Source organism: Actinomycetota bacterium (assembly GCA_035759705.1).
Classification (GTDB): domain Bacteria; phylum Actinomycetota; class CADDZG01; order JAHWKV01; family JAHWKV01; genus JAJCYE01.
In genome coordinates this window covers 1-23,780 of sequence record DASTUJ010000172.1, presented here as the reverse complement: position 1 = coordinate 23,780, position 23,780 = coordinate 1, and the positions used below count along the sequence as shown (strand labels likewise).

General features: G+C 66.8%; 25 protein-coding genes and 3 tRNA genes. 15 read left to right on the top strand and 13 right to left on the bottom strand.

What is annotated here, in order from left to right:
* Positions 1 to 2: 2 nt before the first annotated feature.
* From VFV09_11735 to grdC, 4 genes are read left to right on the top strand one after another with little or no spacing between them, the layout of a single operon-like run.
* The gene (locus VFV09_11735; protein HEU4868385.1) at positions 3 to 1,424 is read left to right on the top strand and encodes an NAD(P)/FAD-dependent oxidoreductase; all 1,422 of its coding nucleotides are present in this window, start codon (positions 3 to 5) and stop codon (positions 1,422 to 1,424) included.
* Positions 1,425 to 1,457: 33 nt separating this feature from the next.
* Entirely contained in the window at positions 1,458 to 2,738 is a 1,281-nt protein-coding gene (locus VFV09_11730; GenBank protein HEU4868384.1) for a glycine/sarcosine/betaine reductase component B subunit, read from the top strand.
* Complete coding sequence (locus tag VFV09_11725) at positions 2,735 to 4,024, top strand: glycine/betaine/sarcosine/D-proline family reductase selenoprotein B (GenBank protein ID HEU4868383.1); 1,290 nt, start codon at positions 2,735 to 2,737, stop codon at positions 4,022 to 4,024. Before VFV09_11730 ends, VFV09_11725 begins: the two co-directional genes overlap by 4 nt.
* A gap of 4 nt (positions 4,025 to 4,028) precedes the next feature.
* Complete coding sequence (grdC, locus tag VFV09_11720; GenBank protein ID HEU4868382.1) at positions 4,029 to 5,459, top strand: glycine/sarcosine/betaine reductase complex component C subunit beta; 1,431 nt, start codon at positions 4,029 to 4,031, stop codon at positions 5,457 to 5,459.
* A 3-nt stretch (positions 5,460 to 5,462) separates the two neighbouring features.
* Here the strand turns inward: grdC and VFV09_11715 are convergent, their stop codons facing one another.
* A complete protein-coding gene (locus VFV09_11715) occupies positions 5,463 to 6,305 on the bottom strand; it encodes a PDZ domain-containing protein (protein HEU4868381.1) in 843 nt (280 codons plus the stop codon).
* 58 nt (positions 6,306 to 6,363) lie between these two features.
* Entirely contained in the window at positions 6,364 to 7,545 is a 1,182-nt protein-coding gene (locus VFV09_11710) for an FAD-dependent oxidoreductase (GenBank protein HEU4868380.1), read from the bottom strand.
* A 91-nt stretch (positions 7,546 to 7,636) separates the two neighbouring features.
* Between VFV09_11710 and VFV09_11705 the strand changes: the two genes are divergently transcribed.
* From VFV09_11705 to VFV09_11675, 7 genes are all read left to right on the top strand, one after another.
* Positions 7,637 to 7,712, top strand: a tRNA-His gene (locus VFV09_11705).
* Between the two features lie 125 nt (positions 7,713 to 7,837).
* Positions 7,838 to 9,706 carry an ABC transporter substrate-binding protein gene (locus VFV09_11700; GenBank protein ID HEU4868379.1) on the top strand — a complete coding sequence of 623 codons (1,869 nt, stop codon included), beginning with the start codon at positions 7,838 to 7,840 and terminating at the stop codon, positions 9,704 to 9,706.
* 35 nt (positions 9,707 to 9,741) lie between these two features.
* Entirely contained in the window at positions 9,742 to 10,680 is a 939-nt protein-coding gene (locus tag VFV09_11695; GenBank protein ID HEU4868378.1) for an ABC transporter permease, read from the top strand.
* Positions 10,673 to 11,632: an ABC transporter permease gene (locus VFV09_11690; GenBank protein ID HEU4868377.1), complete on the top strand. Its 960-nt coding sequence runs from the start codon at positions 10,673 to 10,675 to the stop codon at positions 11,630 to 11,632. Before VFV09_11695 ends, VFV09_11690 begins: the two co-directional genes overlap by 8 nt.
* 17 nt (positions 11,633 to 11,649) lie before the next feature.
* On the top strand, positions 11,650 to 12,696 hold the full coding sequence (locus VFV09_11685; GenBank protein HEU4868376.1) for an ABC transporter ATP-binding protein: 1,047 nt from the start codon (positions 11,650 to 11,652) through the stop codon (positions 12,694 to 12,696).
* The gene (locus VFV09_11680) at positions 12,693 to 13,769 is read left to right on the top strand and encodes an oligopeptide/dipeptide ABC transporter ATP-binding protein (GenBank protein ID HEU4868375.1); all 1,077 of its coding nucleotides are present in this window, start codon (positions 12,693 to 12,695) and stop codon (positions 13,767 to 13,769) included. Before VFV09_11685 ends, VFV09_11680 begins: the two co-directional genes overlap by 4 nt.
* Positions 13,769 to 14,077: a hypothetical protein gene (locus VFV09_11675; GenBank protein ID HEU4868374.1), complete on the top strand. Its 309-nt coding sequence runs from the start codon at positions 13,769 to 13,771 to the stop codon at positions 14,075 to 14,077. Before VFV09_11680 ends, VFV09_11675 begins: the two co-directional genes overlap by 1 nt.
* Here VFV09_11675 and VFV09_11670 read toward each other — a convergent pair whose 3' ends face one another.
* On the bottom strand, positions 14,078 to 14,875 hold the full coding sequence (locus VFV09_11670) for a hypothetical protein (GenBank protein ID HEU4868373.1): 798 nt from the start codon (positions 14,873 to 14,875) through the stop codon (positions 14,078 to 14,080).
* Between the two features lie 61 nt (positions 14,876 to 14,936).
* On the bottom strand, positions 14,937 to 15,512 hold the full coding sequence (locus VFV09_11665; protein HEU4868372.1) for a thermonuclease family protein: 576 nt from the start codon (positions 15,510 to 15,512) through the stop codon (positions 14,937 to 14,939).
* Positions 15,513 to 15,609: 97 nt separating this feature from the next.
* Here VFV09_11665 and VFV09_11660 point away from each other — a divergent pair.
* From VFV09_11660 to VFV09_11650, 3 genes are all read left to right on the top strand, one after another.
* Positions 15,610 to 15,685: transfer RNA gene (locus VFV09_11660), tRNA-Lys, on the top strand.
* A 93-nt stretch (positions 15,686 to 15,778) separates the two neighbouring features.
* On the top strand, positions 15,779 to 16,309 hold the full coding sequence (locus VFV09_11655; protein ID HEU4868371.1) for an EF-hand domain-containing protein: 531 nt from the start codon (positions 15,779 to 15,781) through the stop codon (positions 16,307 to 16,309).
* Between the two features lie 27 nt (positions 16,310 to 16,336).
* Complete coding sequence (locus VFV09_11650) at positions 16,337 to 16,663, top strand: hypothetical protein (protein HEU4868370.1); 327 nt, start codon at positions 16,337 to 16,339, stop codon at positions 16,661 to 16,663.
* A 15-nt stretch (positions 16,664 to 16,678) separates the two neighbouring features.
* Here VFV09_11650 and VFV09_11645 read toward each other — a convergent pair whose 3' ends face one another.
* On the bottom strand, positions 16,679 to 17,818 hold the full coding sequence (locus tag VFV09_11645; protein HEU4868369.1) for a winged helix-turn-helix domain-containing protein: 1,140 nt from the start codon (positions 17,816 to 17,818) through the stop codon (positions 16,679 to 16,681).
* A gap of 233 nt (positions 17,819 to 18,051) precedes the next feature.
* Between VFV09_11645 and VFV09_11640 the strand changes: the two genes are divergently transcribed.
* Positions 18,052 to 18,133: transfer RNA gene (locus tag VFV09_11640), tRNA-Leu, on the top strand.
* Between the two features lie 37 nt (positions 18,134 to 18,170).
* On the opposite strand, the gene VFV09_11635 is transcribed toward VFV09_11640, so the two are convergent.
* The 8 genes from VFV09_11635 to selD all read right to left on the bottom strand — a co-directional run.
* Positions 18,171 to 18,782, bottom strand: coding sequence for a non-canonical purine NTP pyrophosphatase (locus VFV09_11635; GenBank protein HEU4868368.1), 612 nt, complete (start codon positions 18,780 to 18,782; stop codon positions 18,171 to 18,173).
* Positions 18,782 to 19,501 (bottom strand): ribonuclease PH, encoded by a 720-nt coding sequence (rph, locus tag VFV09_11630; GenBank protein ID HEU4868367.1) that lies wholly within the window; start codon positions 19,499 to 19,501, stop codon positions 18,782 to 18,784. Before rph ends, VFV09_11635 begins: the two co-directional genes overlap by 1 nt.
* A 36-nt stretch (positions 19,502 to 19,537) precedes the next feature.
* On the bottom strand, positions 19,538 to 20,308 hold the full coding sequence (locus VFV09_11625; protein ID HEU4868366.1) for an MBL fold metallo-hydrolase: 771 nt from the start codon (positions 20,306 to 20,308) through the stop codon (positions 19,538 to 19,540).
* Complete coding sequence (gene murI, locus VFV09_11620) at positions 20,305 to 21,129, bottom strand: glutamate racemase (protein ID HEU4868365.1); 825 nt, start codon at positions 21,127 to 21,129, stop codon at positions 20,305 to 20,307. Before murI ends, VFV09_11625 begins: the two co-directional genes overlap by 4 nt.
* Complete coding sequence (locus tag VFV09_11615; GenBank protein HEU4868364.1) at positions 21,126 to 22,058, bottom strand: cysteine synthase family protein; 933 nt, start codon at positions 22,056 to 22,058, stop codon at positions 21,126 to 21,128. Before VFV09_11615 ends, murI begins: the two co-directional genes overlap by 4 nt.
* Before the next feature lie 9 nt (positions 22,059 to 22,067).
* Complete coding sequence (locus tag VFV09_11610; protein HEU4868363.1) at positions 22,068 to 22,355, bottom strand: ubiquitin-like small modifier protein 1; 288 nt, start codon at positions 22,353 to 22,355, stop codon at positions 22,068 to 22,070.
* A 4-nt stretch (positions 22,356 to 22,359) separates the two neighbouring features.
* Entirely contained in the window at positions 22,360 to 22,782 is a 423-nt protein-coding gene (locus VFV09_11605; protein ID HEU4868362.1) for a M67 family metallopeptidase, read from the bottom strand.
* Positions 22,782 to 23,780 (bottom strand): selenide, water dikinase SelD (gene selD, locus VFV09_11600; protein ID HEU4868361.1); only part of this gene is annotated, 999 nt, incomplete at its 5' end. The genes selD and VFV09_11605, both read right to left, overlap by 1 nt.

Here is a 23,780-nt window from a genome sequence, read left to right as displayed (position 1 = left end):
CCTTGTCCGATAGCTTCGATGCCGTCGTCGTTGGTTCCGGCCCGAACGGGCTGGCGGCCGCCATCACCCTCGCTCAAAGAGGCCTCTCGGTGCAGGTCATCGAGGCCGAGGACACCGCCGGGGGCGGCATGCGTTCCGCCGAGCTCACCCTCCCGGGTTTCGTCCACGACATCTGCTCGGCCATCCACCCGCTTGCCCTGGCGTCGCCCTTCCTCTCCTCGCTCCCCCTGGCGGAGCACGGGCTGGAACTGCTGCAGCCCGGCGTGCCGGTGGCCCACCCGCTGGACGACGGGCGGACCGCGGTCCTCGAGATGTCGGTTCCCCAAACCGCCTCGCACCTCGGCCGGGACGCCGACGACTACGTGAAGCTCATGGCGCCCTTCGTGCGCTCGTACAAACACCTGGTCGACCAGTTCCTCGGCCCGGCCCGGCCGCCCAGGCACCCGATCTCGGCCGGCCGGTTCGGGGTCCACGCCATCAGGTCGGCGAAGGGGCTGGCGACGATGTTCGAGGACGAGAGGGCCCGGGCACTTATGGCAGGGGTATCCGCCCACTCGATCCTGCCTCTGGACAAGCTGGCAACCGGCGGCTTCGGGCTGATCCTGGCGATCCTCGGCCACGCAGTCGGGTGGCCCGTGGCCAAGGGAGGGACGCAGAGGCTGGCGAACGCAATGGTCTCGATCCTCGAGTCGCACGGCGGGCAGGTGGTGACCGGCCGGCGCGTGGAGAGCCTTGACGACCTGCCCCCGCACAAGGTGGCGCTGCTCGACCTCGGCCCCCGTCAACTGGAACGGATGGCGGGAGACCGGCTGCCGAAGCCCTACCTTTTCCTGCTCCGCCGCTACCGGTACGGTCCGTCGGTCTTCAAGGTCGACTGGGCGCTGGACGGGCCGGTGCCCTGGAGGAACCGGTTCTGCCGGGAGGCGGGTACGGTCCACCTGGGCGGGACCTTCGAGCAGATCGCCGCCTCGGAGAGGGCGGTCTGGGAGAACCGGCACGTCGGGCGGCCGTACTGCATCATCGCCCAGCAGAGCGTGGCCGACCCCAGCCGGGCGCCCGAGGGCAAACACACGCTCTGGGGCTACTGCCACGTCCCGAACGGCTACGACGTCGACATGACCGACCACATCGAGGAGCAGATCGAACGGCAGGCGCCGGGCTTCAAGGACCTGATCCTCGCCAAGTGCACCCGGAGCCCGGCCGACCTGGAGCGGGAGAACGCCAACTACGTCGGCGGGGACATCAACGGCGGGGTCCAGGACCTCCGCCAGTTGTTCACCCGGCCGGTGCCCCGGATCGACCCGTACTCGACCCCGGTGGAGGGCCTCTACCTCTGCTCCTCCTCCACCCCGCCGGGGGGCGGCGTACACGGGATGTGCGGCCACCACGCCGCGCTTTCGGCGTTAAAGAACCACTTTCGTTAATCTCTGGGGAGGCAACCCTCGGCAGGAGACCTCGTGTCAGAAGAAAACGGCTTTGACGGCCTGAAAAGACTCGTCCACAACGTCCGGTCGGCGAGCTTCGGGGACACCCCCGGGCTGAACGGCGGGGAGCTTGTCGCGTCCGAGGACGACCTGCAGTCCCTGCTGGCGAGCCCGGCGCTGGCTTCGACCAGGCTGACCTGGGCCTGTCCCGGCGACAGCGTCCGCATCGTCAAGATCCTCGACTCGCTGGAGCCCCGCACCAAGGGGCCGGGCGGCGGCGGGATTTTCCCCGGCTTCCTCGGCCCGGCGCTCCCCCAGGGCACCGGCGAGACGCACGTCCTGAAGGGGGTCGCCGTGGTCGTCGCCGGCAAGCTCCCCCGGGCGCAGGAGGGGATGGTTCAGATGTCGGGCCCGGCCGCCGAGCTCAGCTTCCTGGGGTCGACCAACAACCTGGTGATCGAGTTCGAGCCCGCCGAAGGCGCAGGATGGCCCCAGGTCGACGAAGCGCTGCGGCTCGGCGCGATGCGCGTCGCGGTGGCGCTGGCCGACCTGGCGCTCGAATCCGATCCCGACGAGGTCCAGGAACTGCCGGCGATGAGACCCGGCACCGGATCCGACCTTCCCCGGGTAGGCGCAATCGTCAACCTGCAGACCCAGGGCGCCTTCAAGGACGTCTTCGTCTACGGCCGGACCCTCGCCACCTCCCTGCCCACCGCCATCGATCCCAACGAGCTCGACGACGGAGCCGTCGTCAGCGGCCAGTACGGCCACCCGGGGCTGAAGAACCCGACGTTCGTCCACCAGAACAACCCGGTGGTGGCGGCCCTGCGGGAGCGGGACGGCAAGGACCTGGTCTTCGGCGGAGTGATCCTGTCGCCCGAGCCCGTCGACCAGACGCTGAAGGAGCTCACCGCCGCCCACGCCGCCCGGCTGGCCCGCGCAATGGGCCTGGACGCAGCCATAGTCACCAAGGAGGGGGGCGGCAACGCCGACTCCGACATCTCGCTCAAGATCGACGCCATGGAGGGCATGGGGCTGGTCGGCATCGGCATCTTTGCCGAGATGAGCGGCCCCGACGGCACCGGGCCCCCGGTAGTCGGACCCCCGACCACTGCCACCGCGATGGTCAGCACCGGCAACTACGACGAGCGGATCACGCTGGATGCGGTCGACAAAGCGCTGGGCGGAGAAACCGTCGACCTGAACGGCCTCGACGCCAACGCCGAGATGGTCCTGCCGGTGGCTGCAATCTACGGGAGCCTCAGCCCCATCGGCCTCGGCCGCCTAACCTGCGCTACGGAGGTGTCCGAATGAAGATCGTCCACTACGTGAACCAGTTCTTCGCCGGCGTAGGCGGGGAGGAGAAGGCCACGGTCGGACCCGAGGTCCGGGAGGCCCCCACCGGGCCCGGGCGCAAGCTGGCGTCGCTGTTGGGCGACGAACACCAGATCGTCGCCACGGTGTTCTGCGGGGACGACTACGCCGCCTCCAACGAAGGCGCCCCGGGCGAGATCCTGGCGTTGATCCAGCAGACCGGCGCCGAGATGCTGGTCGCCGGGCCCGCCTTCACCAGCGGCCGGTACGGGATCGCCTGCGGCCGGGTGGCCGCGGCCGCCCACAAAGCCGGCCTGCTGTCGCTGGCCGCAATGCACGCCGAGAACCCCGGTGTCGCCGAAGCGGCTCCGGCTCCGGTCGTTGCCACGGGCCTTACGGCCCGGGAGATGGGCGCAACCCTGGTAAAGGTCGCCGCAGCGGTCAAAAAGCTGGCGTCGGGCGAGACACTGACCGCCGAGGACGGCCTCGTCGGGTCGATCCCCCGAAAAAACCGTCTGGCGGACAAGAACGCCGCCTCCCGGGCGGTCGACCTCGCGCTGGCCCGCCTCGCCGGCGACCGATCCGCCACCGAAATTCCAATGCCCGACTTCGGCGCAGTCGCCCCGGCCGGCCCGATCTCCGACCCGTCGAACGCGTTGATCGCACTGCTGACCGAGGGCGGCCTGGTTCCCGCCGGGAACCCCGGCCGGCTGGAGTCGGCCCGCGCCACCAAATGGCTGCGCTACCCGCTTGAAGAAGCAATCGAGGAAGGCTCGCACGTGTCGGTCCACGGCGGGTTCTCGACGGTCGTCGCCAACGAGAATCCCAACCGCATCCTGCCGCTGGACGTCGCCCGCGAGCTGAAGGAAGAGGGAGCGATCGGAGACCTGTACGCCGAGTACTTCGTCACCACCGGCAACGGCACCTCGGTGGCCGACGGTGCCAGGTACGGCGTGGAGTGGGCCGCTGCTCTGCGCAAGCAGGGGGTCCAGGCTGCGATCCTGACCTCCACCTGAGGCACCGGAACGCGTTGCGGGTCAACGCTTGCGAAAGAGCTGGAGAGGTCCGGCATACCGACCGCTCTGCTGTGCAACCTCGTGCCGATTGCGATTCGGGTGGGTGCTCCGAGGGTAGTGCCAACCAGAGGCATCCCCTACCCCGCCGGCGATCCGGCCCTGGGGCCGGAGGAGGAGAAGGCGTGGCGGAGACTGCTGGTGCAGACCGCGCTCAAGGCCGTCTCCACCCCCGTCTCGAAGCCGACAGTTTTCAAACCAGGAGACAATTAGCCCTATGAGCGACCAACCAGTAATCTCCGCCGCCTCCCAGGTGCTGGCGCACCTGCCCGGGATGGCTCGCCACGGCTCGAAGCCGAGCCGGGAGCTTCCGAAGAACGAAGAGGTCCAGGCGAAGTTCCTCGCCAACCTGCGTTCCTTCGATCAGGCAATGGCCTACCCCTCACACCAGGCGTACCTGGGCGCGATCCACCCACGCGAGATGCCCGAGCGGCCCCGCGTCCGCCTGGAGATGGACGGCGCCTCCCGCTACGGCCCGGACGGCGAGATCATGCCGGAGGAGGAGTTCCTGGGGCTGATGGCCGCAGTCGACGAGTTCGACCTGATCGCCCTCACCACCGGCGCCGCCGACCGGGCTGCGACCGCCCTGTCGTCCCACCCCCTGGCCAAGCGGTTCAACCTGGACAAGCTGGCTTCGGTCGGCAAACGGGACATCACCGGCCAGGCCGGAACGTCCGGAGCGCTAAACCTCTACTGGCCGGTCGACAACATCGTCGGCACCATCCAGTGCCCCCACTCCGAGGACGAGTCTCTCGCCGCCAACGTGATGCTGGAGAACCTGGTCAACAAGGCCAGCGGAGCCCTGGCGCTGATGCACCTGCTGGAGGACAACGACCTGGACCCCGACAGCATCGACTACGTCATCTCCTGCGCCGAGGAGGCGGTCGGCGACCGCTACCAGAGGGGCGGGGGCAACATGGCCAAAGCCATGGCCGACGTGGCCGGACTGCGTCAGGCTTCGGGCTGCGACGTCAAGAACTTCTGCGCCGCTCCGATCCCGGCACTGGTCATCGCAGCGTCGCTCGTGAAGGCCGGCGTGTTCAAGCGGGTTGCCGTCGCCGCCGGAGGGTCGCTGCCCAAGCTCGGCATGAAGTTCCAGGGCCACCTGGCGAAGGAACTGCCGGTCATGGAGGACGTGGTCGGCGGGTGTGCCTTCCTGATCGAGGCGAACGACGGGTCGTCTCCCTCCATCCGGCTGGACGCCGTGGGGCGCCACCGGATAGCGCACGGCGGCTCCAACCAGGCAATCATGGAGGCCCTGGCGGTCGAGCCGCTGGAGCGGAACGGCCTGAAGATGGCCGACGTCGACGACTTTGCCACCGAGCTCCACGACCCGGAGATCACCGAACCGCAGGGCTCCGGCAACGTTCCTGAGCGCAACTACAAGATGATCGCCGGGCTGGCCGTTCGCCGGGGCGACATCCCCCGGGACGAGATGGCCGCGTTCGCCGCCGCCAAGGGGATGCCCGGGTTCTCACCGACCCAGGGGCACCTGGCTTCGGCCGTCTGCTACCTGCCCCACGCTCTGCGCCGGCTGACCACCGGGGACGCCCAGCGGGTGCACCTGATGGCCAAGGGGAGCCTGTTCCTCGGACGGATGTCCCAGCAGTCCGACGGGATGAGCGTGCTGCTGGAGCGAAACTCCTAGAAGCTAGAGTTCCTGGGTTGGGCTCTCGCCGGCCGGTGCCCCTGCGCCGTTCAGGTCGGACGACATCGTCAGGTACTCGTCACGGGTGATCTCGCCCTTGGCGTAGCGCATCTTGAGGACGTCGAGCGGGTTGGAGTGGGTCGCCGCAGCCGGCGGCACGTAGGCCGAGGTCTGGACGGTCTCGCTCACCGGCCGGTTCTTTCGAAGCTGCAGCACGATCAGGGCGACCAGCGCGGCGGTGATCAACAGGCCGAACAGGATGATGACCGGGCGGTAGTCGGTGTCGTTGACCGGGCTCGTCCTCAGGTTGGGTCGGTCCGGTCGCCGGGGAGCGTCGGGGTTCCTGGGAGCGTCGGGGGCGTCCTCGGGGAACCGGGGCTCGAAGTTGGGGATCTGGAACGGGTTGGCACCGCGGTTCGCCCGGCTGGATCCAAGTTCGGCCTCCGAGGTCTGACTCTGGCCGTCCCGCTCGTAGGTCAACGTGATGGTGTCGCCGACCTGGAACCCGCTGATGGCCGAGGTCAGGTCCTCTATGGTGGCGAGCTTCCTACCCTCGATGTCGGTGATCAGGTCGCCGGACTGGAGTCCTGCATCGTCGGCGCCCGAGTTCGGAACGACCCTTGCCACCGTCACTCCCCTGCCGTCCGGCGCGCTCAGTCCGAGGATGCCCAGGGTGGGCCGGGCGTCGGTTAGGGGGGATTCACCGGCGGAGGGAGACTCACTCGGGGTGGGGGACTGCGCAAGGGCGGGAGCGGGGGCCAGAAGGGTGAAAAGCAGGGTGGCGGCGAAAGCAAAAGTTCCGATGGTGCGGGCGGGAAGACGGCGAACGGCCGCGGCAGATTTCATGGGACCAATTATGCGTCCGGCGTTCTGAACTCCGATTGAGAACTTCCTAAGAGTTTGCCTAGATCTGTCGATCGACCGCGAAGGGTCGGGGGTCGGTAAAAGGCGTGCCTCCGGTAATCATCTCTGCCGCCAGGCGGCCCGACCCGGCCCCCAGCATCACCCCCTGGCCTCCGTGGCCGGTGGCGATGTACAGGCCCTCCACCCCGGGCGCCCACCCCAAGATGGGCAGGCCGTCACGGCTCATCGGCCGGACGCCCGACCACACCTCACGGATCTCGGCGCCGGCCAGTGCGGGAACGGCAGCGACCGCCTTGCGGGCGATGATCTGAGAGACCTCGGAGCCCTCCGGGTCCTGGCGGAGCGACGGGATGCGGGAGCCGCCCACCAGCAGGTTCCCGTGGGCGCTCGGCTGGATCAACAGGCCGATGTCCGGCTCGGAAAGCCTTCCTTCGCCGTAGCCGGCGGCGGTGATCATCTTCGGCCCCGGGTCGCCGGCCATCAGGTGCCAGCCCGAGGACTCCAGCAGGTGGTCGCAGATGTGGCCCTGGGGCGCCACGAGCATCAGCCAGCCCCGGGCCCCGGACACCGGCAGGTCCACTCCGGCCGACCGGGCCAGCTTGGGGGACCAGGGCCCCCCGGCCAGGACCACCGTTTCGGCCGAGACCACGCCGTCGTCGCAGACGACGCCGGCCGTCCTGCCCTCACGCACCAGGATCTGCTTCACGTCCACGTGGGTCCGGACCTCGGCCCCCGCGGCCCGGGCGTTCAGCACGAGCGCCATCGTCAGCGCCCGAGGGTCCAGCCGGTAGCCGTCCTCTATGAACCAGCCGCCCAGCAGGTCCTCGGCGACGTTCGGTTCCGCCGCGCGGAGCTGTTCGCCGTCCATTCGTTCGATCCGGATACCGCCGACTGCGCACGCCTTGGCCTCGGTCTCCGCGGCGGCCCACTGCTCCTCGGTGCTCACGAGGATGATGAACCCCACCGGATCCGGGTCAAGCGAGATGTCGAGCTCACTGGAGGCTGCGATCCCCCGGTAGATGTCGTGCGACAGGCGGTAAAGCGGGTCGGTCAGGGGATTCTGGGGGTAAAAAACCAGGCCGTGGTTGCGGCCGGAGGCGCCGTGTGCGATCTCCCGGCTCTCGAGAAGCAGCACGTCGGCCCCGGCAAGGGCCAGCTCGGACGCCACCGAACAGCCGATCACCCCGCCGCCGACGACCACGACCTCAGCAGTTTTGCGCATGCCGGGAAGGGTAACGCCTTAAGGCAGGGCGGCGCGGTGCTACCATCTTGGGGGCTTTGAAGGTGCTCCGCCCGGAGCATCTACCCCCATGGTGGCCGTAGCTCAGCTGGTAGAGCACCCGGTTGTGGTCCGGGATGTCGCGGGTTCAAATCCCGTCGGTCACCCCACTTCGGCGCCGTGCGGCACGTTCAAGAATGTCGCACGGCGCCGACCTCCACCCGAATTGCTTAGATCCCAAATCGCTGGGTAGGTAACGCATGTTCGGTCGGTTCGCTTCAGCAAGGGAGGCTACATGCTCGCTCGGAAATCCTCTACGCCCATCCACCACTCCGAGCGGCGGCGCCGCTCCCCGCACATGGCCCTACTGGCCGTACTGCTCCTGATTGCCCTGCTGGGCGCCGCGTGCGGTGACTCGGGCGGGGACGACGACAACGGGGGCTCCACAGGAGGCGAAGAGCCCACCCGCGGCGGCGAGATACGGGTCGAGAGCCAGGAGCCCGGCTCACTGGACCCGCCCCTCTCCTCAGGATCCGAGGATGCACGTATCGTCCGCCTGGTTTTTGACGGCCTGGTCGGTTACGACCAGGAAACCGCAGCCCTGGAGCCCAGGGTCGCCACCGAGTGGGAGTCCAACGACGACGCCACCGAGTGGACGTTCAAACTCCGCGAGGGCACCAAGTTCTCCAACGGCGAGGAAGTCACCGCCGAGAGCTTCGTCCGCGGTGCAACCCGCGCCGCCTCCCCCGACCTGTACAACAACCCCGACGGGCTGGGCTACCACCTGGACGGGGTTAAGGGCGTCGCCGAGCACGCTGCCGGCAGCGCTCCGGATGTCGAAGGCATCGAAGCAGTTGACGACTACACCCTCAAGTTCACCCTCACCGCCGCCGACGCCGAGTTCCCGGTCAAGGCCGGCCACAACCCCTTCTACCCCATCCCCTCCGAAGAGGCGATGGCCGCACAGCAGCCCAGCTGGGCCGAGTTCCCCATAGGCAACGGCCCCTTCAAGCTGAAGGAAGCCTGGAAGCACAACCAATCGATCACGCTCGTCCGCAACGACGAGTACTACGGAGACGAGACATACCTTGACCAGGTGAACTTCGTGATCACCGCCGACCTGGACACCGCCTACGTCAACTGGCAGGCCGGCAACCTCGACTGGACCCGTATCCCGCCGCCGAAGACCCAGGAAGCCCGCCAGCAGAACGAGGACAACTACCTGATCCGGGACATGGCCGGGTTCGACTACCTCGCCTTCACCCTGCAGCACGCTCCGATGGACAACAAGCTGTTCCGCCAGGCGGTTTCGCTCTCAATAGACCGCCAGGCGATCAGCGATGCCGTCTTCTTCGGCCTTAGGACACCCGCGGCCGCCATCGTTCCCGAGCTGATGCCCGGCTCCCGCGTCGACGGAGCGGACGGTCCCTGCGAGTACTGCGAGCACGACCCGGACCGGGCCAAGCAGCTGTTCGAGCAGTCCGGCGTGAACCTCGACAAGCTGACCCTTCACTTCAACGCCGGAGCAGGACACGACGAGTGGATGGCGGCGGTTGCGCAGCAGATCAGCCAGACGCTCGGGATCCCGGTCGAGGCCATCCCGGCCACCACCCAGTTCACCGGCAGCGCCGGCTACACCGGCTGGATGAAGAGCGGGGCGCCGGCAAGTGCGAACCGCCTGGCCTGGAGCCTGGACTACCCAACTCCGGACAACTTCCTCTACCCACTGCTGTTCTCCACAAGCTCAGACAACAAGCCCAACTACAACAACCCGGAGTACGACAAGCTGATTCTCGAGGCCCGGGCCGAGCTCGAGTCCGATGCGCGTGTCGCGCTCTACCAGGAGGCCGAGGACCTCGCCCTCGAGGACATGCCCCTGATCCCGATGTGGTGGAGGACGCAGATCCGTCTGGTGAAGCTGGACAAGTTCGGCGGCCTGGCCATCGACCCGTTCGAGGACCCGACGCTGCGAACCGCCTACATCAAGGGGGAGGCCTCCGAGTCGCCCGACGAGACCCCCACCGAATCGGCGAGCCCGTCGGGATCGGCTACCCCTTCGGGGGTGGCCAGCCCCACCGGGTCGGCGACACCGGCGGCAACTCAGCCGGCGGCGAGCCCGTCGGTCGCTCCGAGTCCGACGCCAACCGCTACCGCAGCACCCTAGCCCCCGCTAGCTACAACTAAAAAGAAAGCACTCGGTTGCCCCGATACATCATCCGAAGGCTGCTCCAGATGGTCCTGGTCTTCTTCGGGGCAACCCTGCTGCTTTTCGGCGCCCTGTTCATCCTCCCGGGCGACCCCACCGAGGCGCTGGGGTCCGACCGCTCCCTGAACCCCGAGGTCGCCCAGAGGATCCGGGAGCGGTACAACCTCGACAAGCCGGTCACCACCCAGTACGTCCTGTACCTGAAGTCGCTGGCGCAGGGCGACCTGGGCACGTCGATCCAGCTGAACCGGCCGGTCGGCCGGATCCTGGCCGAAACCATTCCCTGGTCGGTGAGGCTGGCCGCGGCGGCGATCGTGGTGGAGCTGATCCTGGGCCTGGTGTCGGGGGTGATCTCGGCGGTGAAGCGCTACTCGTTCTGGGACACGCTGGTCACGGTGTCGACCGGAATCCTCATCGGCATACCGGTGTTCTGGCTCGGCCTCATGCTCCAGATGCTGTTCGGCGTCCAGTTGCAGGACACGGCGTTCAGCCTGCCCATCTCAGGCGTCTCGGAGGGACTGCGGAGCTACATCCTGCCGGCGATGGTCCTGGCGTCGGTCTCCACCGCCGTCACCGCAAGGTTGACCCGGACCACCATGCTCGAGGTCATGAAGCAGGACTACATCCGGACGGCGGCCGCCAAGGGGCTCTCCAAACGAGCGGTCACCTATAAACACGGGTTGCGCAACGCGATGATCCCGGTGGTCACGAACCTCGGGCTGGACTTCGGAGCTTTCATCGGCGGGGCGATCCTGACCGAGACGGTGTTCAGCTGGCCGGGGGTCGGGCGCCAGCTCTACCTGGGGATCGTCTCCCACGACAACCCGATCATCATCGGGGCAACGGTCATCTTCGTAACGGCCTTCATGGTCGTGAACCTGGTGGTCGACATCTCCTACGGATTCCTCGACCCGAGGATTCGTTATGAATGACCCTCACGTTAGGGAGAGCGTGGCGGTTGCCGCCGAGCACGCCGCGGCTCACAAGCCGAGCGGGACCGCCCTGGTTCTGCCGGGGAGCGGCGGCGACATCTCCGTCCAGACCCTCTGGGGCGACGTCTGGCGGCGGCTGCGCAAGAACAAGCTGGCTATCCTCGGGACCGCCATCATCCTCACCCTGGGCCTGGTCGCGATCTTCGCCCCGCTGATCGCTCCGTACGACCCGGCGCTGCAGAACCTGCCGCTGTCGCTGCGCCCCCCATCGGCGAAACACTGGTTCGGCACCGACATCCTCGGCCGCGACTACTTCAGCCGGGTGGTCTACGGGTCCCGGATCTCGATCAGCATCGGGATGGTGGCGACCAGCATCTCACTAGCCATCGGGCTCACTCTGGGGGCCCTGGCCGGCTACTTCGGAAAGTGGGTCGACGGGGTCATCAGCCGCCTCGGGGACGTGTTCTTCGCTTTCCCGTTCATCGTCGGAGTGATCATTGTGCTCGTCGCCCTGGGCAACGAGTTCCCCCGGCTGCTCGCAATGTTCATAGCCATCGGCCTGTTCAACTGGGCCAGCGTGGCCCGGCTGTTTCGCGCCAGCATCCTTCAGGTGAAGGAGGCGGACTACGTAGAGGCCGCCCGGGCGCTGGGCGCCGGGCACCTTCGGATCCTGACCCGCCACGTGATCCCCAACGCCCTGGCGCCGGTCATCGTGTTCGCCATGATCTCCACCGGCACGGTGATCCTGGTGGAGGCGGCCCTCTCCTTCCTCGGCTTCGGCGTGAGCACGGGCAACGCCTCCTGGGGCTACATGGTCAGCCAGGGAAAGAGCTACATGACCACCCAGCCGTGGCTCGTGATGTTCCCCGGTCTCGGCATCGTCGTCACCGTTCTCGGCTTCATCTTCGTCGGCGACGGCCTGCGTGACTCCATGGATCCGAGGCTCAGGTGAGCGAAGCGGCCGGGACGATTCCCCGGGCGTCGGGCGAGGCCGCGGCGGGCGGTGTTGTGCCCCTGCTCGAGGTGAACGACCTGCGCATCCACTTCCCCACCGACTTCGGGCTGGTGAAGGCCGTCGACGGGGTGAGCTACTCGGTTAACCCGGGCGAGACCCTGGCGATCGTCGGCGAGTCCGGCTCGGGCAAGAGCGTTGGCGCCCTGGGGATCATGGGCCTTGTCCCCCCTCCCGGCAAAGTGGTGTCGGGCACCATCCACTTCAACGGCACCAACCTGCTGGACCTGGACGACGACGGGATGCGCAAGCTCCGGGGCGACCGAATCGCGATGATCTTCCAGGACCCGCTGACCTCCCTGAACCCGGTGCACTCCATCGGCAGGCAGGTGGCCGAGGTCCTCCGGATCCACGGTTCGGACAGCCGCAAGGAGGCCAACCGGCAGGCGGTCGAGCTGCTGAAGATGGTCGGCATTCAAAACGCCCAGGAGCGGTTCGGCGACTACCCCCACCAGTTCTCCGGAGGGATGCGGCAGCGGGTGATGATCGCCATGGCGATTGCCATGAAGCCGGCGCTGATCATCGCCGACGAGCCGACCACCGCCCTCGATGTCACCATCCAGGCCCAGATCCTGGACCTGCTCAGGTCGCTGCAGCGGGAGTTTGCGATGAGCCTCATATTGATCACCCACGACCTCGGGATGGTCGCCGAGCACGCCGACAAGGTGGCGGTCATGTACGCCGGGCACATCGTGGAGACCGCCGGGGTAGACGACCTCTACTACAACCCCCTCCACCCTTACGCCCTCGGGCTGCTCGGCTCGATCGCCCGGCTGGACCAGGAGCGCAAAGAGAGGTTGAGCCCCATCTACGGCCAGCCGCCCAGCCTGATTCACGTGCCGACGGGGTGCCCCTTCCACCCGCGGTGCGCCTATGCCCGCTCGAAGTGCGTCACCGAATACCCGGAGCTGGTGCCGAGGACCGGCGACCCCACCCACCCGGCAGCCTGCCACTTCGCCGGGGACCTGCCGGAGCCCCATGTCCCTGGGAAGATCCCCGCGTGAGCCCGGTCATCACGGTGCCGAAGAAGATCCTCAAGGTCGAGGGCCTGGTGAAGCACTTCCCGGTGACCAGGGGAATCCTGTTCAAGCGGCAGGTCGGCACGGTCAAGGCGGTCGACGGGGTGACATTCGAGATCGGCGAGGGCGAGACCCTAGGCCTGGTCGGAGAGTCCGGCTCCGGCAAGTCGACCGTCGCCCGGTCGCTGCTGCGCCTCTACGAGCCGACCGCGGGCTCGGTGTTCTTCGAGGACCAGGACGTCTTGAAGGCCAGCCGCAAGGAGATGGCGGCCGTGAGGCGGGAGATGCAGATCGTCTTCCAGGACCCGTTCTCGTCGCTCAACCCCCGGATGACCGTCCGGACGATCGTCTCCGAGCCTCTCCAGATCCACGGGATCTTCGACGAGATGGGCGGCATCCGCTACATCAACGAGCTTCTGGAACGGGTCGGCCTCAGTCCGGAGCACGCCGGCCGGTACCCCCACGAGTTCTCGGGGGGCCAGCGCCAGAGGATCGGGCTGGCCCGGGCGCTTGCGCTCAGGCCGAAGCTGATCATCTGCGACGAGCCGGTGTCGGCACTCGACGTGTCGGTGCAGGCCCAGATAATCAACCTGCTCGAGGACCTGCAGAACGAGTTCGGCCTCACCTACCTGTTCGTGGCCCACGACCTGTCGGTGGTGCGCCACATCAGCGACCGGGTGGTGGTCATGTACCTGGGCAAGGTGATGGAGGTTGCGGACCGCCTGCCGCTCTACGAAACGCCGATGCACCCCTACACCCAGGCCCTTCTGTCCGCCGTGCCCATCCCCGACCCCCAGGTAGAACGGGCACGGGAGCGGATCATCCTGCGGGGCGACGTCCCCTCTCCCCTCAACCCGCCTACGGGCTGCGTCTTCCACCCTCGGTGCTTCCTGGCCGAACGTCTAGGCGCCGAGGGCGCCGAGGAGACGGTTGTGGTCGGTAAGCTCGCGCCGCGGCCCGTCCCCCGGGTCTGCGTGGACGTGGTGCCCGAGCCCGAGGAGCACGCGCCCGGGCACCGGGTCGCCTGCCACTTCGCCCAGGTTAGGAAGGTCCTCTGATGTCTGTGCGCCAGTTGTTTTGGGCGGGGCTCCTGGCTGCCACCCTTCTTATGCCTTCCGCCGCCCTGGCTCAGGAAACTTCCCCCGAGCCTGCCGAACAGGAGGGGTGCCAGGCCGGCGAGCTCTGCGGGAGCGGCGACCGGGAAGACCGGTTCCGAAACGACGACGGGGCCGGCGCACCCGACCCTCCGGGCAACTACACCCGCTCGCTGACCACCCTCGGGCTGATTGCCGCCGTGGTGGGCGCATACCTGTTCATTGCCCTGACCGGCCGCAGCATCTTCCGGCGAAAGCCGAAGAAGGCCTAGTTAGGCGTCGACCGGCGGAAGCGGCTCGAACGTCCTGACGATCTCCAGGCAGGTCTTCTTGACCTCCACCACCGACTTTTCGGTGACGTCGCAGGTAACCCCCCACAGAACGTCGTTGGGAGGGTCCGGAATCAGGAACTGCAGCTGCGTCCGGTCGGCCGGCCCGTCCACCACCTCTGCCGGGACGATGTGTTCGACGTAGGCCCCATCCTCACCATTGGCCCGGGCGCCACAGGCCTCCCGGATGGGCCATCCGCCGCCGGAATAGGTTTCGGAAAAGACGTCGGCCATGGCATCTCCCGTCTCCGCGATGCCGGGAGTGAGGGTGATGATCAGCGCCGAGACCTCGTCGTTCTTCGAGGTGTCGACCGCGATTGCCCTGGCGTTCAACTCGCCGACCTCCATCTGGCCCTGCCAGAAGTCCGCCCACGCCCGGTCGCGCGGGCCCGCAAGGTCAAAGAGATCGCCGGCGGGCGTTCCGTTCCGCCAAAAAGGTGAGTAGCTGGAGGGAGTCGAGATGCGGAAGCTCCCCAGACCTTCGTCCACAACAACCGCCTGTGAGGTAAATCCGGCAGGCTTGACCGCCGGCTGGGACAGCAGGCGGGCTTGCATTTCGGGAACCGTAAGGGGCTCCGACGTTTCGGCCGCCTTCTCCGAGACCACAACGTCCGTCCCACAGAGCGCCGGCTCGACGGCCTCGGCACCAGATGCAGCGCTCCGGGGGCTCGCTTCCCCCCCGCCGCCCGAACCCTCGTCCGAACACCCTGCCAGAAGCACCAAAAGCAGTGCCGCCGCCACCAATTGCCTCCTACAGCCACCCCGCACTGGCCGTCCCCTCATTCCAAGCTCCTTCCCGGCTCTACTGCGCCGCGGCGCAGACCTGTCCCCAGACTCCCTTTTTGGTTTGCTTTGCCGACAGCTCCGCACGGCGTATCCGGTCGATGTACCGATCGTTCGGCTCGAACAGAACCGCCTTGGCGTGGCCCCCGGCAACCGCCTTCTCGTTATAGAACTCGCCCTCGAAGTCCCAGAGGTAGCGCAGGTAACGGCCGAACTCGTCTTTGTCCTCGCGGTCGCCCACCAGGTACACGGCCGAGCCTTCCGGAAGCTCGGCCCTCGCAAACTCGGTTGCCCCTGCGCCGCCGCACTGGACCGGGTAGTTGGGCCGCACGGTTTCCGGGGTGTCGATCTCCAGCAGGCGCACCCGGTGGTCTCCGGCCGGAATTGGACCGGGGCGGTCGACAGCAACGATCAACGTGTCGCCGTCCACAATCCGCTTCACCCTTCCCTCCTGAGCACCGACCGGAACCTCAGCCGGAAGCGGAGAACTCCGATCCGGCGCCTTGAGCGCCCCCGAGGAGCCCGCCCACCGGACCACCCCCACGACGGCCAGCATCAAGCCCAGCCAGAACAGAATCCTACGGCGACGAACCACCAGGGCATACCTCCAAATTTCCGAATTCAGACCCTAGCTCAGGGGGGTGACAGAGGCCGGTCTCCGACGAAAGCCTCCGGTCGGCTAAAATGATTGCGGGTTGCTAGCTCAATTGGCAGAGCAGGGGACTCTTAATCCCAAGGTTCCGGGTTCGAGTCCCGGGCGGCCCACCACCCGACCGAGCGCAGACCGACCTCTGCGCTCGGTCTTTGTGTTGCAGGGCTCTGCGTCTGGTACATTGCCGGAAATCGGGGACGGAGCGATAAATGGCAAGTGAGTTTCAGCGGCGCAAGGTGGCAGGCGTCTTCGCTGCGATGGACGTGGACAAGGACGGGTTTCTCGAAAAGGACGATTTCGAGGCCCTCGCCGCCCGCTGGACGGGCTTGAGGGCCTGGATGCAGGACAGCGACGAGTATCACCAGATGCGGGAGACCATGCTGGGCTGGTGGAAGTCGGTTCTCAACAGCTCCGACAAGGACCACGACCACAGGGTAAGCCTCGACGAGGCGATCCTGAGCGTCGATCGCCTGGCGGAGTCGGCGGACGTCATCGGCACGGCGAACGCCATGTTCGACGCCATCGACGAGAACAGCGACGGCAAGATCAGCGAGGACGAGTACCGCCACGTGGTCACCGGCTGGAAGGGCCCGGAGGCCGACTCGTCCGACATCTTCCACAAGCTCGACCTGGACGGCGACGGCTTCATCACCCGGGACGAGTTTGCGATCCACTGGCACGAGTTTTGGACCGGGGACGACGACTCGTCGCCATCACAGTTCATCTTCGGCCTGATCTAGTTTTCCGTCGGGGATAGAATTCCAAGCATGATCGACGTTCAAGAAGGAATGGTTCGGGTGCTTCAGGCAACCCTCGACGCCGAGGCCGAAGGGCCGGGCGACCTTACCGCTCGTGTACGCACCGCGATGCAGGACGCCCCGGCCGAGCAGTTCACCGACCTCGTGATGATGCTCAAGAGCAGCCGCTGCCTCGACGTGGTTGCCGAGCGCACCGAGGACGGCAAGCCGGTCATCTCACGGATCAAGGGACTGACCACCCGGGGGCTCCGGGTGCTCCAGCAGGCCTCCGAGGCCGCCACTGCGGTCCACAGCTGCCCCACCGACGGTGACGACGGCCGCATGGGGTTTGCCTGAGCCGGAGGTCTCGCGCTAGCTCGGGTGCGCGTCCCTCGCGCCTGAGAAGATCTCCTCCAGCGTCTGAGCCATCTGGACCGGTCTCCCCCAGTAGAGCCTCGGCGAACCACATTGAACGTGTGTCGTGATGCCGAGCAGGCCCATCAAGCAGTAGTCGGGCAACTCCTCCCCAAGCTCCGGCTGCTGGTTCCGATCCCGGAGGTCGAACATCCACCTGTCGCCCTCGACCTGCTTCAGCGTGCGCCCGCCCCCGAAAGCGGGGGCGGCCCGATGTACCTCGTCCGACACAAAAATCTGCCCGTTTTGCGGCTCCTCCGAAAGCTCCAGCAGCCGGTCGACGTCGTTGACCGGACCGGGGGACTCAAAGTGGCGTATAGCGCCGCCCCGGATGGCGCAGGCAGCCGGATGCGTGCCCGAGGCAAGATCACCCGCCGCCCGAAGGGCGCTCCCGCCTTCTGCAAACGATGCCAGCAGCAGACCGCGGGACAGTTGGTGGAGCCGGCCACCGAACCGGGCCACCGTCCCCACCAGGTCGGCGAGGGCGAGCTCTCCCAGCTCGGAGATCCGAAGGGCCATACCTACGGGGCTGCCCCCCAGGGACCAGATCGCGAAGGCCTCGTCGGACTGGCCGTGACCGGCAGGATCCTCAGCCATGTCGATCCGGCTCAGCGCCTGGACCACTGCGGATCGGAGGTGATAGAGGTCGTCGATCCGCTCGCTGGCTCGAAAGTCGGGGGCGATGTCGGGAAGATCGCCGCGGGCATTCTCCAGCGCCCGCTCCAGCAGGAGCCTGGCGGCAAGGGGTTCTGCCTGCTCCAGCTTCAGCCCCGCCCCGGCCAGCTTGCGAAACACCTCCACGTCCAGGTGATTGGGGTCGACGAACAGGCGGTAACCGCCGGACCTGGTCACGACGATGGTTCGTTCGAAGTCGCCCAGCAGGACGCGTAAACGCTTGATCAGATCCTGAAGGCTGTTGAGAGGGTTCGAGGGGAGCTTCTCGCGCCACACAAAGTCGACGAGCACGTCTGAGGCAACGGTTGAGCCGGGCGAAAGCATCAACATCGCAAGAGCCTGGCATTGCTTGCGGCTCAGCGGCAGCTCTTCCTTATCGGGACCCTGTACCCGAACTCCTCCGAATAGGAAGTAATGCAGCATTTGAGGTTCGCTCCTTCATCGCCGAATTTAGGCGATTGCGTCGAATGATCAGACGATACACGCCGCTTAACGTCGATAAGTCAAATTCTCAGTAAACGATTCGACACACTTTTAAACGACACTTTCGAGTTCGGCGAACAGTACGGATCGGTCAATTTCGGGCTCGCATTTTCCCGATCCGCACCAGCAACCTCCGCTTGTATAGTTGGTGAGCACCCGGGCTGACCAAGCCTGCGGGCGTGGCGGAATGGCAGACGCGCAGGATTTAGGATCCTGTGGGCATAGCCCGTGGAGGTTCAAGTCCTCTCGCCCGCACTTCCCGGCCGGTTCGGCCGGGGCCCGGGGCCGCCCATCAAGTCAGGCCTGAGGTCTCCATCTTTGCCGCCAGCCCGGTCAGTGCCTGTCCGCGGTGGCTGATGCTGTGCTTGAAGTCCAACGGCAGCTGGCCGAAGGTCAGCTCCTGACCCTCCGGTTGCTCCGACGGGATGAACCACGGGTCGTAACCGAAGCCGTTCTCCCCCACCGGAGCCAGAGCGATGCGGCCCTCACAGGTACCCTCGGCGTCGATCGTGGTCCCGTCCGGCAGCACCAGAACCGCTACGCACCGGTAACGAGCAGTGCGCTCCTCCGCAGGCACGCCGGCGAGCAACTCCGCCATCCGGTGGTTGTTCTCGTCGTCGCTCGCCTCGGGCCCGGCGAAGCGGGCGGAACGGACCCCGGGGGCCCCGTCCAGGGCGTCGATCTCGATGCCGGAGTCGTCGGCAATGGCGGCCTTGCCCGAAAATCCGACCAGAGCCCGCGCCTTTATCAGAGCGTTCTCGAGGTAGGTTTCGCCCGACTCCACGATCTCCGGCCACGGCGGCATCTGGTCCCTGGTTACAAAGGTCACCGGCAGGCCGGACATGATCTCAACGATCTCGGCGATCTTGCCCTTGTTCGCCGTCGCCAGAACTATCTCGAGCACTACTCGGCCAGAGCGTTGCGCTGGATCTCCAGCAGGTCGCAGATGCCCTTGCGGCCGAGCGCCAGGAGGGCGGCCAGGTGGTCGTCCGAGAACGGCTTGCCCTCGGCGGTGCCCTGCAGCTCGACAAACTCGTTGGTCCCGGTCATCACGATGTTCATGTCGACCTCGGCCGCCGAGTCCTCGCTGTAGTCCAGGTCCAGGCACGGGACGCCCTTCACCATGCCCACGCTGACCGCAGCCACCTGGTCGACGACCGGGCTTGCCGCGAGCTTGCCGGCCTTGACCAGGCCCTCGCACGCCTCGGCCAGGGCAATGTACGCCGCGGTGATCGACGCCGTGCGGGTGCCCCCGTCGGCCTGCAGCACGTCGCAGTCCAGGTAGATCGTGCGCTCCCCCATCAGCTTCATGTCGCAGATCGCCCTCAGGCTCCGGCCGATGAGGCGCTGGATCTCCTGCGTCCGCCCGCCGAGCTTGCCCTTGTTGACCTCACGGGGCGTACGGGTGGAGGTGGCCCGGGGGAGCATCGAGTACTCGGCCGTGACCCAGCCCTTGCCGCTCCCGCGCATCCATTCCGGGATTCGGTCGTCGACCGTGGCGTTCACCAGGACCCGGGTCTTGCCGCACTCGTAGAGGACCGAGCCCTCGGCGTACTCCACGTACCCGCGCTGGACCTTCACCGGGCGAAGCTGATCAGGGCTGCGCCCGTCGTTGCGAGTCATGAATTGTGCCTCCTGGCGTCGATGCGGGCGAAAGCCCTAGATGTTCAGGTTGTCGACGGCCACCAGGATCTTGCCCCGGAAGTGTTGGGCCGCCTGGTCCATGCTAACCGTAGGGTCCAGACCGGGCGCCAGATGCGTCAGGACGAGCCGGCTGGCCCGGGAGTCGTGGGCCAGTCTTCCCGCCTCCTCGGCGGTCATGTGGACCTTCTGGCCGCCTGCGTCGGGCTGCTGAAGCGTGGCCTCGGCGACCAGCACGTTGGCGCCCTGGGCGAAGTCGATCAGCTCTTCGCTCCACGCGGTGTCGGCGGTGTAGACCAGCGAGCGCCCGTTGGCCTCGACCCTGACCGCCAGGGTCTCGATCGGGTGAACGGTCCGCTTGAAGGTGAACACAAACGGGGGCACTGCGATCTTGTCGCCGGACCTCACCGGGTTGAAGTCGAAGAAGCCGCCGAACCCGTCGTCGGAGGTGGGCGACAGGAGCTTCGCCATATGCTCCTCGGCCCCCGCCGGAGCATAGACTTCGAGCCCGGTTGGGCCGGGCGAGTCCTTGCCGTACCGCATCGCGTAGTAGAACGAGTAGAAGTCCAGGAAGTGATCCAGGTGGAGGTGACTGATGACCACCGCGGACAGCTGGCGGTAGTCGGTGTGGCGCTGCAGGTTGGCGAAGGTACCGGTTCCGCAGTCCATCCACACCGTGAACTTGCCCACCCTCAGAAGGAACCCCGAGGTGGCTCCGCCCGGCTTCGGGTAGGTGCCGCTGGCTCCGAGGACGATCGCCTCGAACGGAGGTGTCGTGCGGGGGGTCATGCGGACGCCCTCACCGGGTCGGCCCACGGAATGCTCTCCACCTTGTCCAGCCCGGCCAGGAAGCGGGACCCGACGGCCCGGAAGCTCTCGGAGTCCCCGGAGGTGATGAAGCGCCTTGTGCCCACCGTGCGCTCCCGGCGCAGCAGGTTCAGCTCCACCAGCTTGGAGTAGATGTCCTTGGCCACCTCGTCCGCGGACGAGATCAGCTCGACCTCGCCGTTGGTGACCGAGTGAAGTACCCCCGTGAGCAGGGGGTAGTGCGTGCACCCGAGGATCAGGGTGTCGACATCGGCGGCCATGAGGGGCTTGAGGTACTCCTCGGCCAGGGCGAACAGCTCCTCGGAGAACGTGTCTCCCTCCTCGACCCGTTCCACGAAACCTCCACAGACCTGGGTATGCACCTCGAGGTCCTTGCCGGCAGCCTGCAGGAACCGCTCGTACTGGCCGGTAGACAGGGTCGCCTGGGTCCCCAGCACCCCGACCTTGCCGTTGTGGGTGGCCCGGACGGCGGCACGGACTGCGGGCTCCATCACGCCGATCACCGGCACCTTGTGGGGCGGCCGGAACTTCTCGTAGGCGGCGGTCATGGAGTTGCAGGCGATCACCAGCATCTTCACGTCCTGCTCGGACATGAACGCCATGATCTCCTTCAGGAACCCGTGAACCTCGTCGATCGAGCGCGGCCCGTAGGGGCAGCGGGCGGTGTCGCCGAAGTAGATGAGGTTCTCCTGGGGAAGCAGCTTCATGATCGAGTCGGTGACCGTCAGGCCCCCAACCCCCGAGTCGAAAATGCCGATCGCCCTGTCGTCCCCGGTACTCACCAGGGCATGTACTCGACTTTTTTGGCTGCGATGTCGGTGTGCATGTCCCAGATGTCGGTGGACAGGTACTTCCACCCTCCGTCGGCGAACAGGCAGACGATGTCGCCGGACTCGATCTTGCCGGCCAGCTTCTGGGCGATGTACACCGTCGCTCCGCACGAGATCCCGGCGAAGACGCCCTCCTGGGCGACCAGGTCCTGGGTGAATTTCACCGACGTGTTCGAGTTGACCTTGATCTTGCCGTGGAGAACGGATTCGTCGAGCACCGGCGGGATGAAACCGTCGTCCAGCGAGCGCAGGCCGTAGACCAGGTCCCCCTGCTCCGGCTCGGCGGCGATGATGCGTACCTCGGGCTTGTTGTCCCGGAAGAACTTGCCGACGCCGGTCAGCGTGCCTCCCGTCCCCAGCCCCGCCACGAAGTGAGTGACACCGGGCAGGTCCCGCAGGATCTCGGGGCCGGTGGTCTCGTAGTGGGCCCCCGGGTTGGCGTCGTTGCCGTACTGGTAGAGCATCAGGTACTTGGAGTCGGCCTCCACCATCTGCTTGGCCAGCTTGATGGCGCCGTTGGACCCCTCGATGCCGTTAGACAGCACGATGTCGCCGCCGAACATCTTGATCATCTGGGCCCGCTCCTTGGAGGCGGTCTCCGGCATCACGCAGACGAGCTTGTAGCCCTTCTGCCTGGCCAGGAACGCAAGGGAGATACCGGTGTTGCCGGAGGTGGGCTCCAGCAGTACCTTGTCCGGGCTCAGCAGGCCCTCGCCCTCGGCCTTCTCGATCATGGCCTTGGCCACCCGGTCCTTCACGGACCCGGTGGGGTTCTGGCCCTCGAGCTTCGCCCAGATCCGCACGTTGGGGTTGGGCGAGAAGCTGTTGATGCCGACCAGCGGGGTGTTCCCCACCAGTCCCATCATGTTGTCAACCAGCATGGGAGGCGTTTAGGCCCGGAGGCTGCCGCCTGCCACCGCCGGCAGGATGGCGACCGTGTCACCGTCGGCAACCTTGGTGTCGAGCTTCTCGAGGTACCGCACGTCCTCGTCGTTGATGTAGACGTTCACGAACTTATGGAGGGTGCCGTCGGCGGTGAAGATCTGCTCCTTGAGTGCCGGGTACCTCTCACCGAGGTCCGCCAGAATTGCGCTGACCGGTCCCGACTCAGCCTCAACCGCCTTCGATCCCCCCACTGCGGAGCGCAATGCCGCGGGGATACTTACCTTTACTGACATTGGCTCACGATATCACCAGGTCCACTTCTATTACGTCCCCGGTCTCGTCCCGCCAGTCCTGCTTTTTGATCAGCCAGCCTCTGGTCAGAGGGTTGTCGCCGTCCATGAGGGAAACAATCAGGTAGACCGCATCGGGGTAGTGGGCCTCCCGCCGGTCGGTGGGCGACGGCACCGGGGCGCTGGCGACGTGGCTGTGGAAGATGGCCACCAGCTCCTCGTCACGCTCGTCGATGTCGTTGATCGCCGCGATCATTTCCTTGTCGCCCGGGCGGTAGTAGATCGGCGACGCGGCAGCGTTCGGCAGGGGGTAGAGCTTGGTGCACTCACCGTTCAGCCCGCTGATAAAACCGCACGCCTCGTTGGGGTAGTCGTCCCGGCAGTGCTGGATCATGCCGTCGTAGATGTCCTGCGGGATCGTCAGCTTCATCAGTAGCGTCCCGCCACCTTGATCGTCCCGGCCGGGCCGTCGGTGATGCGTCCGATGACCGATGCGGAGGGGGTCCCGAGCCTGCGGAGGGCCTTCACCATCGCGTCCTGCTTGGATCGTTCCACCACTATGAGAAGCCCTCCCGAGGTTTGTGCATCGAACAGGATGATCCTCACCATCGGGTCGATGTCCGAATCGAATTCTACAAAGGGTCCGAAATAATCTCGGTTGCGCTGCGTGCCGCCGGGGACGAATCCCTCCTTCGCCAGGCCGCCGACGCCGTCCAGGATCGGCACGTGGTCGGCCACCAGGTTGGCGGCGCACCCGCTGGCGTTCAGCATTCCCCTCAGGTGCCCCAGGAGGCCGAAGCCGGTGACGTCGGTGCAGGCGGCAGCGCCAACCTCCACCATCGCCTGGGCGGCCGCCTTGTTGAGGGTGGCCATAAGCGTGGTGCCCCGCTTCAGCAGGGCCTTGTCGATGCGGTTCGCCTTGCAGGCGGTGGCGATGATCCCCATCCCGAGCGGCTTCGTGAGGATGATCGACATCCCCGGCTTGGCGGTCGATAGCTTGACGATCTTGTCCGGGTGAACCACCCCGGTGACCGCCATGCCGAACTTGGGCTCCGGGTCGTCGACCGTGTGCCCGCCGACCACGGCGCAGCCGGCCTCGTCGGCCTTGTCGGCGCCCCCTTCGAGCACCCGGGCCAGCAGGTCCATGTCCAGGTCCTTCGGCCAGCCCACCCGGTTCAGCCCGGTCAGCGGCGTAGCGCCCATGGCGTAGACGTCGGAGAGAGCGTTGGCGACGGCGATTGCGCCCCACTGGTAGGGGTCGTCCACCACCGGGGTGAAGAAGTCGACGGTCTGGACGATTGCCGTCTCGTCGTTGATCCGGTAGACGGCAGCGTCGTCGGGCACGTCGAGGCCCAGGAGAAGGTTGGGATCAGCCTTCCCTGGTCTTTCTCCCAAGCGGCGCACGACCTGCGCCAGGTCACCTGGACC